The following is an 11,657-nucleotide window of genomic DNA, read 5'->3' as shown; positions in this document are numbered from 1 at the left end:
GGAAAGAGAGCCTTCGCATGACCCGCACTCTCCTCACCGACGCGCCCCGGGCGCTCGCCTTCCTGGTCAGCCAGCAGGCCTTCATCGAGCCGGCCGTCTACCGCGCCCAGTACCCGGCGATCCGCTATCCGCGCCTCGTGCCGGTCGACACCGCGGCGCCCGAATGGGTGCCGACCGTGACCTACTTCTCGGTCGACCGGGTCGGGCAGGCGACCTGGGTCCACGGCGCCGCCGCCGACGTGCCGAAGGTCGAGATGCTGCGCCGCCAGCACGAGACCGCCGTCGCCATGGCGGGGATCGGCTACGGCTACGACCTGGAGGAGCTCGGCAAGGCCCAGCTCCTCGGCATGGATCTCGACGCCGACAAGGCCGACGCGGCGCGGCTCGCCTCGGAGGAGTTCATCGACCAAGTCGCGCTCTTCGGCGACCCGGCGAAGGGCTTCTCCGGCCTCCTCAACCATCCGGGCGTGACGGTCGGCAGCGCCGCCGCGACCGGCACCAACGGCAGCACCGCCTGGGCCCAGAAGACGGCGGAGCAGATCCTCGCCGACGTCAACGGCCAGCTGATCGGCATCTTCACCGGCTCCAACACCGTCGAGATGGCCGACACGCTACTGCTGCCCTACGAGCAGATGCTCGGCATCGGCCTGCGCCGCCTCGACGGGATCAGCCCGCTCACCCTGCTCGACTGGATCCGGCGCCACAACGTCTACACCCTGGAGACCGGCCAGGAGCTGACGGTCTACGGCGTGCGGGCGCTCGAGACCGCCGGCACCGGCGGCACCGCCCGGATGGTCGCCTATCGCCGCGACCCCTCGGTCCTGAAGCTGTGGCTGCCGATGCCGTTCCGGTTCTTCCCGGCCTGGCAGACCGGCCCGTGGCGGTTCGAGGTGCCGGGCGCCTTCCGGCTCGGCGGCCTCGACATCCGCCGGCCCGCCGCCTGCCGCTACCTCGACGGCATCTAGGGGAGGGCGCGATGATGCGGGTGACGAACCACGCCGCCGGCCCCCGGCTGGTCTGGCCGAAGGGCGCTCGCGCCCCCCGGCTGCTGGTGCCCGGCGAGAGCGCGGTACTCGCGCTGCCCGACCGGCCCGACCCCTGCCTCGCCGCCTGGGCGGCGGCCGGCGAGGTGCGGATCGAGGCGGCGGGGCCCGACGGGGACCCGCCGCCGCAGGATCCGCCGCTCCGGCAGGATCCACGGCCCGAGCGCCGGCGCGGCCGCGAGCGGCCGCCCCTCAGGGGGGAGGCGTGAGATGGCGGACACGATCACGCCCGCCGCCTTCCGGGCCCGCTTCCCGGCCTTCGGGGGCAGCCCGGACGCCGCGATCGCGGGCGCACTCGCCGAGGCCGCCCCCCGGGTCGGCGCCTCCTGGCCCGACGCCGACGCGGCCCTCGGGCGGATGCTCCACGCCGCCCACACCCTGACCCTCGACGGGCAGGGCGGCGCGGAGGCCGAGCTCGCCCGGGCGGGCGCCCTCGACCTCAAGGCGTTGCGAAGCGGCACGCTCCACCTCGAGCGTCGCGACGCCCCTGGCGAGATCCTGCCCGGCACCCTGGGGCTCACCTCCTACGGGCGGCGCTTCCACGAGGTGATGCGCCGCAACAGTCTCGGCGTGGCGGTGGTGTGATGGGCCTCCTCGACGGCCTCGGCCGCCACCTCGGGGAGGCCTTCGCCCCCTTGTTCGACGAGGCGATCCTGCACCGGATCGGCCCGGACGGCCTCGCTTCGGACAATCCCGTCCGGGCCAGGCGCGACGGCGACCGGGAGGCCGCCGAGGAACCCGGCCTGCCGGGCCGCCTCGTGCGGATGACCGTCCTGACACCGGGCCTCCCTCCGAACCCCGACGACGAGATCACCCTGGCGGGGACCCGCCACCGCATCGTCGCGGTGGAGACCGACCCCGCCGGCAGCCACGCCCTCATCCAGGGGAGACCGCTGTGACGCGACATGCCGAGACCGGCCCGCTCCAGGCGCGGCTCACGCGCCTCGCCCGGGCCGGACGCGACGCCGCGCGGGCCCGCGCGCGGGAGACGGCGGACGCCCTCGCCGCCGAGATCGCGCAGGACCTGGCCGACGGACGCGCCGAGGCGGCGGAGACGCCCGACGGCGCCGTCGTCACCGTCGAGGCGCCGGGCCTGGCCGTGCGGGAATTCGGCACCGCGACGCAGGGCCCCCGTCCGGTGATCGGGCCCGCCCTCGCGCGCCTGCCGGGGAGGACGTGATGGCCGGGCTCGACCTGTCGCCCCAGCTCCTGCGGGCGGTGCGCGGCCGCCTCCTCGCCGATCCGGGTTTGCGCCCGCTCGTCGGCACCCGGGTGCGCGAGACGGTGAGCGCCCGGGAGGAATGGCCGTTCCTGCGCGTCGATCCGCCGGAGGTCGGCCCCTACGAGGCGCAAGGATGGCGCGGCTGCACCTGCCGCCTGACCGTCCACGCCTTCCTGCGCGGCGCCCGGGACCTGAGGCCGGTGCAGGACCTCCTTGCCGCGGTGGTGGGCGCCCTCGACGAGGCCGACCTGGCGCTGACCCGCGGCGAGCTTTTGTGGCTGTCGCACGAGCGCAGCCTGGTCCTGCCGGAGCCCCTCGGGCCCGGCTCCTGGCACGGCGTCGCCCGCTTCGGGGCGGTCGCCGCCGAAACCCTCTGATCACCACCGTCGGGAGCGCGTTCATGACCCAGCCCACCACCCTGCCGTTCTCGGCCATCGCCGTGAAGCTCGAGAGCCTGACCAAGGCCGGCACCTTCGAGGCGCCCTGCGGCCTGACCGAGCGGGCGGCGCAATTCACCAAGGAGACCAACAGCTCGGTCGTACCGGACTGCGCCAACGAGGATGTCGCCCCCTTCGTCGACCGGTTCGCCGTGTCGAAGTCGGTCGCGGTGTCCGGGAAGGGCGTGATGGCGCGCCAGAGCATCGCCCGCTGGCGCGCCGCCTTCGACTCCGACGCGCCGGTGAAGGCCCGCGTCGAGGTGAGCGGCGCCGGAGCGGACGGCGGCGGCGCCTGGGAGGGGCTGTTCCACCTCACCAGCTTCGAGGTCGGCGCCGTCCGGGGCGAGCGCTGTACCGTCTCGGTGGCTTTGCAATCGACCGGGGCGGTTCTCTTCACGGCGGCGGCGTGAGGCGGGCGATGAGCCGCGACGGCCATATCGACCTCGACCTCGACGGCGCGACCCGCCGCTTCCGCCTCGCCATCGGCGACCTCGAGGCGTTGCAGGAGGCGACGGGCGCGGGTCCCGCCGACCTGCTGCACCGCTTCCATGCCGGCCGGCGCTACCGGTTCCAGGACGTGCGCGACGTGCTGCGCCTCGGCCTGATCGGCGGCGGCTCCCCGGTGCCGCAAGCCCACGCGATCGCCCGGAGGCTCGACGGGATGCCCTGCATCCCGTTGATCGCCAAGGCCGCCCTGGTCCTGGCCGCAGGGCTCGAGGGCGCCGAGGACGAGCGGGTCGGCCGCCCGGCCGCCGCCGCGGGACCCGAAGGGCGGATCGCCTTCGCCGCCTTCTACGGCGCCGCCGCCGCCATGGGCCTGCCGGCCGCCGACCTGCGGGCGATGAGCCTGTGGCAGCTCGCCGCCTACATCGACGGCTTCAACCGCGCCCGCGACGCGGATGCCGCCGACGCCCCGACGCCGCAGGAGGAGGACGCGCTCTGGGCCTGGCTCCAAGGCCTTCCCCATCAGAGCGTGCCGGATGACGGATCGCCCGCATGACGACCGAGATCGAGCGCCTGGTGGTCTCCCTGGAGGCCCATGTCGAGGCCTACGAGCGCGAGCTGGCGCGGGCCGGGCCGATCGCCGAGCGGGCGATGGCGGAGGCCGAGCGCGCGGTCGAGGCCGGGGCAGGGCGCATCGCGGCCGCGATGGCGCGGGCCGGCGCCGAGGTGCGCGACGAGCTCGCCCGCATGGCCGCGCCGGAATCCCTGGGGCGGCTGCAGCGGGCGCTGGAGCAGGCGAGCGCGGTCCCGACCGGCGACGGCGCCTCCCTGCGGCGGGTGGACGACGCGGTCGGGAGCCTGACCGCGCGGCTCGGCGAAGCGGGCTCCGCCTCCCGCGAGGCGGTGGCGGGGTTCGAGGCGGTGACGAGCGCGGTCGGCGGCATCGCGGACAAGATCCCGGCCGCCGCCGACCTCGTCGCCGATCTCGGCCGGCGGGTGAAGGCAGCCTCCGAGGAGAGCGCACGGGGGGGCGCGGCGATCCGCGCCCGCATCGCCGACGCCTTCGCGATCAGCGACGCCGCGCCCCGCGGCAGCCTCGCGCCGCCGGCCGGCCCCGTCCCCGCGCCAGCCGCCGCCGCCACCACCGCAGCCGTCACGGCTGCCGCCCCCACCGCCGAGCCCGCATGGTCGCCTCCCCGGCCGCCGCCGCGGCCCGCCAAGGCGGCGGAGCCGGAGGACGACGCGTTTCGCGGCGAGGTCGCCCGCCTCACCCGGCGCACCGGCCTCCTCACGATCGAGGCCGGCGCGGTCGGCCGGGAGGAGGGCGCCGCCGCCAAGGCCGAGGCGGCGTTCCGCCTGCTGGAGGCGGCCAAGAAGGCCGACCTCTCGGTGACGCCGGCTTTGCGCGAGGAGGTCGACCGGGTGGCGGAGGCCTATGGCGCCGCGACCGCGCAGGTGGAGCGGGCGGAAGCCGCCCAGCGCGCCGCCCAATCCGCCTCGCGCGAACTCGGTTCGGCGCTCGCCGACAGCTTCAAGGGCGCGATCCTGCACGGCGAGCGCCTGACCACCGTCGTCGCCCGGCTCGCCACCACGCTCGCGAGCCGGGGCCTCGACCGGGCCTTCGACGGCCTGTTCGGCCGCGGCAGCCCCGGAAGCGACCTGATCGGCGATGCGATCGGGTCGCTCGGCCTGACCCCGAACCCGACCGGCCGCGCCGCCGGCGGGCCGGTCACCCCGGGCGTCGCCTACACGGTCGGCGAGAGCGGGCGCGAGACCTTCGTGCCGCTCCAGCCCGGCCGCATCCTGCCGGCGACGCACGGTGTCGCGCCGCAGGCGGCCGCCCCGACCGTCCAGGTCTCGGTGTCGATCGCCACCGTGGACGCCCCGAGCTTCCACCGCGCGGAGGCGCAGGTCAGCGCCGCCCTCGCCCGGGCGGTGCAGCGCGGCCTGAGGGGCCTGTGAGAACCAAGCCGGTGAGCAGAGGAGCCCGCGAGCCATGCCGAGCCCCTTCCACGAGGTGCGCTTTCCCCTCGCCCTGTCCTACGGATCCCGCGGCGGGCCGGAGCGGCGCACCGAGATCGTCCCCCTCGGATCCGGCGACGAGGAGCGCAACAGCCTCTGGCGCCACTCCCGCCGCAGCTACGATGCGGGACGGGCCCTGCGCTCCGCCGAGGACGTCGCTGTGCTGATCGCCTTCTTCGAGGAGCGCCGCGGCCCGCTCTACGGCTTTCGCTGGCGCGACACCTTCGACCACAGCTCCGCCGCCCCCGGCCAGGCGATCGCGCCCACCGACCAGCGCCTCGGCACCGGCGACGGGACCAGCCGGGTGTTCCCGCTCGCCAAGACCTACGGCGCGGCCTTCGCGCCCTATGCCCGGCCGATCACCAAGCCGGTCGCCGGTTCGGTCGTGGTCGCGGTCGGCGGCGTGGCCCTCGCGGCCTCCGCCTTCGCGCTCGATGCCACAACCGGCCTCGTCACCCTCAAGGCCGCGCCCGCCTCCGGCGCGGTGGTGACGGCAGGCTTCCTGTTCGACGTGCCGGTGCGCTTCGCCACCGACCGTCTCGCGATCGACCACCAGGCCCTGCGCGCCGGCGTGGTGGCCGACATCCCGGTCATCGAGATCCGGCGGTGAGCCCATGAAGACGCTATCGCCTGCCCTCGCCGCGCGCCTCGCGAGCGGGGTCACCACCCTGTGCCATTGCTGGATCGTCACCCGCACCGACGGCCTGCGCCTCGGCTTCACCGACCATGACCTCGACGTGGTGGTCGACGGCGTGACGTGCTCGGCCGAGAGCGGCGCCACTGGCACCGCCCTCGAACAGGGCACCGGCCTCTCGGCCGACAGCCTGGAGATCGTCGGCGCCCTCACCAGCGGGCGCCTGGCGGAGGCCGAGCTGGCGCGCGGCCTGTTCGACGGCGCCACGGTCGCGGTCTGGCGGGTCGACTGGTCGAGCCCGGCCGACCGCCTCCTCGTCCTCTCCGGCACCATAGGCGAAGTCTCGCGCGGGCCCTCCGCCTTCACGGCCGAAGTCCGCGGCCTCGCCGATCGCCTGAACCAACCCCTGGGCCGGGTCTACCAGCGGACCTGCGACGCGCTCTTGGGCGATAGCCGCTGCCGGGTCGACGCCACCGCCGCCGCGATCCGCGGCGCCGGGACGGTCGCGACGGTGGGGAGCGCCCGCGGCGTCACCGCCTCCGGCCTCGCTGGCTACGCCGCCCGGTGGTTCGAGGCCGGCCGGCTGGTCTGGACCTCCGGGGCGAATGCCGGCGCGGCGGTCGAGGTGCGGGCGCACGGCCGCGCCGGCGGCCTCGCCACCCTCGACCTGTGGGAGCCGATGCCGGCGCCGATCGCGCCTGGCGACGCGTTCCAGGTCACCGCCGGGTGCGACAAGTCCCTGGCGAGCTGCCGGGACAAGTTCGCCAACGTCGTCAACTTCCGCGGCTTCCCGGACTTGCCGGGCAACGATTACGCCGTGGCCTACGCGGAGCAGGGGGCAGACAATGACGGAGGCCGCCGCGGCTGACACTCGCGCGCGTGTCGTCGCGCTGGCGCGCACGTGGCTCGGCACGCCCTACCATCACCAGGCCAGCCTGCGGGGCGCCGGCGCCGATTGCCTCGGCCTGCTGCGGGGCGTCTATGCCGAGCTGTACGGGGCCGAGCCGGAGGCGCCGCCGCCCTACACGCCGAGCTGGGCCGAGGACCGGGGCCAGGAGACGTTGCGGGATGCCGCCGCCCGCCACCTGGTCGCGCTCGCGCCGGCCGCGGCCGAGCCCGGCGACGTGCTGCTGTTCCGCTGGCGCGACCGGCTGCCGGCCAAGCATTGCGGGATCCTCGTCGCCCCCTCGGTGATGATCCACGCCTATGACGGTCACGCCGTGATGGAGACCTGGATCCCGCCGGCCTGGTCCCGGCGCATCGCCTACGCCTTCCGGTTCCCCGCACCCTCGCAGACCCCATCGCCGGAGCCCCCGACGTGAGCACGCTCGTCCTGTCCTATGCCGGCCGGGCGGCCGGCACCGCCTTCGGTGGGCCGATCGGCGGCGCGCTCGGCCAGATCGTCGGCGCCGCCGGCGGCGGCTTGATCGACCGCGCCCTGTTCGGCTCGCGCCCCAAGCCGCAGGTCAACCTCGGCCCGCGCCTGTCGGACCTGCACGTCACCGCCTCGACCGAAGGGGCGGCCCTCGCCCGCGTGTTCGGCCGCGTCCGCATCGGCGGGCAGATCATCTGGGCCACCAAGCTCAAGGAGACCCAGAAGGTCGAGAAGGTGAAGTCCCCCGGCGGCAAGAGCGGCGGCGGGCAGAAACAGTTCAACGTCACCTATCTCTACAGCGTCAGCGTGGCGATTGCCCTGTGCGAGGGCCCGATCGTCGCGGTGGGGCAGGTCTACGCCGACGGCAAGCCGATCAGCCTCGCGGCCTACGGCGCGCGGGTCTATCTCGGCGACGAGGCGCAGGGGCCCGACCCGAAGATCGCCGCGATCGAAGGGGCGGCCAACGCCCCGGCCTATCGCGGCCTGGCCTACCTCGTGTTCGAGGATCTGCCGCTCGCCGGCTTCGGCAACCGGGTGCCGGTCATCACCGCGGAGGTGATCCGGCGCGCCCCCAACGCCTCCGGCCGGCCGCGTCTCGAGGAGCTGGTCACCGCCGTGACGATGATCCCGAGCATGGGCGAGTTCACCTATGCCACGGTGCCGGTCAACGCCTCGACCTTCGGCGGGATCACCGGGCAGAACACGGTGTCGGGCGGGGTCGACGCGCTGAAGGCGCTCGATCAGCTCGCCGCGGAGGCGCCGCGCTGCCGGCACGTCTCCCTGGTGGTCGCCTGGCACGGCACCGACTTGCGGCTGGGCGCCTGCCGCATCGTCCCGAAGGTCGAGACGGCGAGCAAGACCACGTCGCCGGACTGGCTGGCGGGCGGGATCGCCCGGGCGGTGGCGGCCATCGTCAGCCGCACCGGGCTCGGCGTGCCGTTGCTCGGCGGGGCGCCGGCCGACCTGTCGGTGGTGCAGCTCATCGGGGCGCTCAAAAGCCGGGGCTACGCCGTCACGCTCTACCCGTTCGTGATGATGGACATCGCCCCCGGCAACGGCCTGCCGGACCCCTATGGCGGGGCGGAGCAGGCGGCGTTCCCCTGGCGCGGGCGCGTGACCTGCCATCCGGCGCCCGGCCGGCCCGGCACCGTCGACAAGACCGCCGCCGCGGCCGACCAGGTCGCGGCGTTCTTCGGCACGGTGGCGCCGGGGGACCTGGCGTGGAACGGCCGCACGGTCACCAGCGCCAAGGCGGAGTTCTCGTTCCGCCGCTTCATCCTGCACTGTGCGCGGCTCGCCGAGGCTGCGGGCGGGGTCGATACCTTCCTGATCGGCTCGGAGATGATCGGGCTCACCACCGTGCGCTCCAGCGCCTCGACCTTCCCGGCGGTGGCGCAGCTCGTGTCCCTGGCGGCCGACGCGCGGTCGATCCTGGGGAGCGCCACGAAGCTCGGCTACTCGGCCGACTGGACGGAATACGCCAACCATCGCCCGGCGGATGGGACGGGCGACGTGTATTTCCACCTGGATCCCTTGTGGTCGAATGTGAATATCGACTTCGTCGGGATCGACAACTACATGCCGCTCGCCGATTGGCGCGACGGGTTCGACCACCTCGACGCGAAAGCCGGCGCGTCCTCGCCCTATGACCCGGGCTATCTCACCGGCAACGTCGCGGCCGGCGAGCTGTTCGACTGGTACTATCCGACGCAGGCCGATCGCGACGCGCAGGCCCGGACGCCGATCGCCGACACGGCTTACGGCGAGCATTGGGTGTTCCGCCTCAAGGATCTGCGCGCCTGGTGGGCGAACCCGCATCGCGACCGGCCGGGCGGGGTGCGCCAGGACAGCGCAACGGGTTGGGTGCCGCAGGGCAAGCCGGTCCGGTTCATCGAGCTCGGCTGCCCGGCCGTCGACAAGGGCATGAACCAACCCAACGTCTTCGTGGATCCGAAGTCGTCGGAAAGCGTCCTGCCGTACTACTCGAACGGCCGGCGCGATCCGGCGGCGCAACGGGCCTACCTGGAAGCCGCCCTGGCCTATTGGCAGGGGACCGCCGGCAACCCGGTCTCGGCCGTCTATGGCGGCCGGATGGTCGATCCGGAGCGGCTGTTCGTCTGGACGTGGGATGCCCGGCCCTATCCGGACTTCCCGCGCCAGGCGGCGGTGTGGAGCGACGGACCGAACTACCGGCTCGGCCACTGGATCAACGGGCGCCTCGGCCTGTCGCCGATCGCCGACGTGGTGGCGGAGCTGTGCGGGGGCTTGAGCGTGCCGGTGGATGTCGGCCAGCTCTACGGCGTGGTGGAGGGCTACGCCGTCACCGAGGTGCAGACGCCGCGCGCCAGCCTCGAACCGCTGCGCACGTGCTTCTTCTTCGACGCGGCGGAGTCGGCCGGGCGCCTGGTCTTCGCGCCGCTGGCGCGGGCGCCGGCGCTCCAGCTCACTGCCGACGATCTGGTGGCGCGGGATGGGGCCGGCGGGGACTACCGGCGCATCCGGGGCGAGGAGACGGCGCTGCCGGGGGTGGTGGCGCTGACCTACATCGATCCGCACCGGGGCTACCAGTCGGCATCGGTCGAGGCGCGGCGCTCCAACGGGCGGGCCAATTCGGTGCAGCGGGTGACGGTGCCGCTCTGCCTGGACGAGGGAACGGCGCGGGGCATCGCGCAGGCCTTGCTCTATCAGGGCGTGGTCGAGCGGGAGCAGGTCGGGGCCACCCTGCCGCCGTCCTGCCTCGCCCTGGACGCGGGCGATGTCGTCACCCTCTCCCTCGCCGGGGCCGCCACCGATTACCGGCTGACCCGCCTCGGTCTCGAAGCGGGCCGGCCGGCGAGCGGCATCCGCACGGATCCGGCGGTGTTCGCCTACCGGGACGGCACCGCGACGCCGCGGCCGGCCGAGCCGCCGGCGACGGCGGGGGTCGCGCTGTTCCACGTCCTCGACCTGCCGCTCCTGCGCCCGGATGCGGTGCCGCACGCGCCGTACCTCGCCGCCTACACGGCGCCGTGGTCGCCGGTGGCGGTGCTGCGCTCGACCGCCGGCGGGGCGTTCGAGGACGACGCCACGGTGGGCGCCCGGTCGATCATCGGGCGGCTGACCGAGGCGCTGTATCCGGGCCCGGTCGCCCGGTGGGACCGGGGGAACAGCGTCGATGTCGAGGTGCCGCGCGGGGTCGAGCTGACCTCCTCACCCGAGGTCGACGTGCTGAACGGGGCCAACGTCGCGGCCCTGCTGACGCCGTCGGGGGAGTGGGAGGTGCTGCAATGGGCGCAAGCCACGCTGCTGGCGCCCGGGCGCTACCGGCTCCGCACGCTGCTGCGCGGCCAGCTCGGGACGGACTTCGCCCTGGGCAACCCGACTCCGGCCGGAGCGGCGTTCGTGGTGCTGACGGATGCCCTGGTGCAGTCGGGGATGCCCCTGTCCCTGCGCACCCTGCCGCTCGCCTGGCGCTGGGGGCCGCTCGGCCGGCCGCAGGATGACCCGTCCTATGCCGGCGCCACCCTGGCGTTCCGGGGCGTGGGCCTGCGCCCCTACGCGCCGGCGCAGGCCCGGATGGTGCGGGCGGCGTCGGGCGACCTGGTGCTGACGTGGATCCGGCGCACCCGGATCGACGGCGACCCGTGGGAACAGCTCGAGGTGCCCTTGGCCGAGGAAACCGAGGCCTACGCCCTCGACGTGCTCTCCGGCGCCACCGTTCTCCGGACGTTCGACCTGTCGGCACCGTCCCTCACTTACGAAGCCGCCCACCAGGCGGCCGATTTCGGCGGGCCGGTCACCAGCCTGTCCGTCGCCATCCACCAAGTCTCGGCAACCTACGGCCGCGGCGCGGCCCTGAGGGCGACCCTGTATGCCTGACGCAGCCACCGCAAACTTGGCCCTGCCGCTGCTCCAGGCGGCGCAGGCGCAGAAGCACGTGACCCACAACGAGGCGTTGGTCGCCCTCGACACGCTGGTGCAGCTCGCGGTCCTCGACAAGGACCTGACGGCGCCGCCCGCCAGCCCGGCCGAGGGCGACCGCTACCTGATCGCCGGCGCCTCTCCCACCGGGGCGTGGTCGGGATGGGCCGGCCGGGTGGTGCGCTACCAGGACGGGGCGTGGCGCTCCTTCGTGCCGCGCGCCGGCTGGCTCGCCTTCGTGGCGGATGAGGCCGACCTGTACACCTATACAGGTGTGGCGTGGGCCTCGTTCCGCTCCACCCTGACGGCGCTCCAGAACCTCACCCGCCTCGGCCTCGGCACCACCGCCGACGCCACCAACCCGTTCGCCGCCAAGCTGAACAAGGCGCTCTGGACCGCGCTTGCCACCAGCGAGGGCGGGACCGGGGACCTGCGCTACACCCTGAACAAGGAAGCTGCCGGCAACGTGCTGTCGCTGCTGTTCCAGTCCGGGTTCTCCGGCCGGGCCGAACTCGGGCTCACCGGCGACGACGACGTGCGCCTGAAGGTCTCGGCCGACGGGAGCACCTGGCGCGAGGCC

General features: G+C 74.6%; 14 protein-coding genes. All 14 read left to right on the top strand.

The features are described from left to right. The first annotated feature begins 17 nt into the window (after nucleotides 1-17). Nucleotides 18-965 carry a DUF2184 domain-containing protein gene (locus tag FF100_RS04145; RefSeq protein ID WP_139034329.1) on the top strand — a complete coding sequence of 316 codons (948 nt, stop codon included), beginning with the start codon at nucleotides 18-20 and terminating at the stop codon, nucleotides 963-965. An 11-nt stretch (nucleotides 966-976) separates the two neighbouring features. After that, nucleotides 977-1,252, top strand: a complete 276-nt coding sequence (locus FF100_RS04140) for a hypothetical protein (protein ID WP_139034328.1) — start codon at nucleotides 977-979, stop codon at nucleotides 1,250-1,252. Nucleotide 1,253: 1 nt separating this feature from the next. After that, nucleotides 1,254-1,628, top strand: coding sequence for a DUF4054 domain-containing protein (locus tag FF100_RS04135; RefSeq protein ID WP_139034327.1), 375 nt, complete (start codon nucleotides 1,254-1,256; stop codon nucleotides 1,626-1,628). After that, complete coding sequence (locus FF100_RS04130; RefSeq protein ID WP_139034326.1) at nucleotides 1,628-1,942, top strand: hypothetical protein; 315 nt, start codon at nucleotides 1,628-1,630, stop codon at nucleotides 1,940-1,942. The genes FF100_RS04135 and FF100_RS04130 overlap by 1 nt, the downstream gene beginning before the upstream one ends. Next, nucleotides 1,939-2,223, top strand: coding sequence for a hypothetical protein (locus FF100_RS04125; protein ID WP_139034325.1), 285 nt, complete (start codon nucleotides 1,939-1,941; stop codon nucleotides 2,221-2,223). Before FF100_RS04130 ends, FF100_RS04125 begins: the two co-directional genes overlap by 4 nt. Beyond that, the gene (locus FF100_RS04120; protein ID WP_139034324.1) at nucleotides 2,223-2,642 is read left to right on the top strand and encodes a DUF3168 domain-containing protein; all 420 of its coding nucleotides are present in this window, start codon (nucleotides 2,223-2,225) and stop codon (nucleotides 2,640-2,642) included. The genes FF100_RS04125 and FF100_RS04120 overlap by 1 nt, the downstream gene beginning before the upstream one ends. Nucleotides 2,643-2,665: 23 nt before the next feature. Beyond that, nucleotides 2,666-3,112 carry a phage tail tube protein gene (locus FF100_RS04115; protein WP_139034323.1) on the top strand — a complete coding sequence of 149 codons (447 nt, stop codon included), beginning with the start codon at nucleotides 2,666-2,668 and terminating at the stop codon, nucleotides 3,110-3,112. A gap of 8 nt (nucleotides 3,113-3,120) precedes the next feature. Beyond that, nucleotides 3,121-3,702: a gene transfer agent family protein gene (locus FF100_RS04110; protein ID WP_139034322.1), complete on the top strand. Its 582-nt coding sequence runs from the start codon at nucleotides 3,121-3,123 to the stop codon at nucleotides 3,700-3,702. Beyond that, on the top strand, nucleotides 3,699-5,108 hold the full coding sequence (locus tag FF100_RS04105) for a hypothetical protein (protein WP_246101915.1): 1,410 nt from the start codon (nucleotides 3,699-3,701) through the stop codon (nucleotides 5,106-5,108). The genes FF100_RS04110 and FF100_RS04105 overlap by 4 nt, the downstream gene beginning before the upstream one ends. A 34-nt stretch (nucleotides 5,109-5,142) precedes the next feature. Beyond that, nucleotides 5,143-5,778 (top strand): DUF2460 domain-containing protein, encoded by a 636-nt coding sequence (locus FF100_RS04100; protein ID WP_139034321.1) that lies wholly within the window; start codon nucleotides 5,143-5,145, stop codon nucleotides 5,776-5,778. 4 nt (nucleotides 5,779-5,782) lie between these two features. Then, nucleotides 5,783-6,670: a DUF2163 domain-containing protein gene (locus FF100_RS04095; protein WP_139034320.1), complete on the top strand. Its 888-nt coding sequence runs from the start codon at nucleotides 5,783-5,785 to the stop codon at nucleotides 6,668-6,670. After that, nucleotides 6,648-7,124, top strand: a complete 477-nt coding sequence (locus FF100_RS04090) for a DUF6950 family protein (RefSeq protein WP_139034319.1) — start codon at nucleotides 6,648-6,650, stop codon at nucleotides 7,122-7,124. Before FF100_RS04095 ends, FF100_RS04090 begins: the two co-directional genes overlap by 23 nt. Beyond that, nucleotides 7,121-11,035, top strand: coding sequence for a baseplate multidomain protein megatron (locus FF100_RS04085; RefSeq protein ID WP_139034318.1), 3,915 nt, complete (start codon nucleotides 7,121-7,123; stop codon nucleotides 11,033-11,035). The genes FF100_RS04090 and FF100_RS04085 overlap by 4 nt, the downstream gene beginning before the upstream one ends. Continuing rightward, the coding region (locus FF100_RS04080) for a DUF2793 domain-containing protein (RefSeq protein ID WP_139034317.1) at nucleotides 11,028-11,657 on the top strand (630 nt) is incomplete at its 3' end. The genes FF100_RS04085 and FF100_RS04080, both read left to right, overlap by 8 nt.

The sequence above is a fragment of the Methylobacterium terricola genome (genome assembly GCF_006151805.1).
Classification (GTDB): Bacteria; Pseudomonadota; Alphaproteobacteria; order Rhizobiales; family Beijerinckiaceae; genus Methylobacterium; species Methylobacterium terricola.
The sequence above is the reverse complement of the archived record's forward strand: the minus strand, read 5'-3'. Positions and strand labels throughout refer to the sequence as shown.

Excerpts from the sequence above, each read along its gene's own strand:
- FF100_RS04110 (WP_139034322.1), top strand. The coding sequence starts at position 3,121 with ATGAGCCGCGACGGCCATATCGACCTCGACCTCGACGGCGCGACCCGC.
- FF100_RS04120 (WP_139034324.1), top strand. The coding sequence starts at position 2,223 with ATGGCCGGGCTCGACCTGTCGCCCCAGCTCCTGCGGGCGGTGCGCGGC.
- FF100_RS04100 (WP_139034321.1), top strand. The coding sequence starts at position 5,143 with ATGCCGAGCCCCTTCCACGAGGTGCGCTTTCCCCTCGCCCTGTCCTAC.
- FF100_RS04105 (WP_246101915.1), top strand. The coding sequence starts at position 3,699 with ATGACGACCGAGATCGAGCGCCTGGTGGTCTCCCTGGAGGCCCATGTC.
- FF100_RS04140 (WP_139034328.1), top strand. The coding sequence starts at position 977 with ATGATGCGGGTGACGAACCACGCCGCCGGCCCCCGGCTGGTCTGGCCG.
- FF100_RS04135 (WP_139034327.1), top strand. The coding sequence starts at position 1,254 with ATGGCGGACACGATCACGCCCGCCGCCTTCCGGGCCCGCTTCCCGGCC.
- FF100_RS04115 (WP_139034323.1), top strand. The coding sequence starts at position 2,666 with ATGACCCAGCCCACCACCCTGCCGTTCTCGGCCATCGCCGTGAAGCTC.
- FF100_RS04145 (WP_139034329.1), top strand. The coding sequence starts at position 18 with ATGACCCGCACTCTCCTCACCGACGCGCCCCGGGCGCTCGCCTTCCTG.
- FF100_RS04095 (WP_139034320.1), top strand. The coding sequence starts at position 5,783 with ATGAAGACGCTATCGCCTGCCCTCGCCGCGCGCCTCGCGAGCGGGGTC.
- FF100_RS04130 (WP_139034326.1), top strand. The coding sequence starts at position 1,628 with ATGGGCCTCCTCGACGGCCTCGGCCGCCACCTCGGGGAGGCCTTCGCC.
- FF100_RS04090 (WP_139034319.1), top strand. The coding sequence starts at position 6,648 with ATGACGGAGGCCGCCGCGGCTGACACTCGCGCGCGTGTCGTCGCGCTG.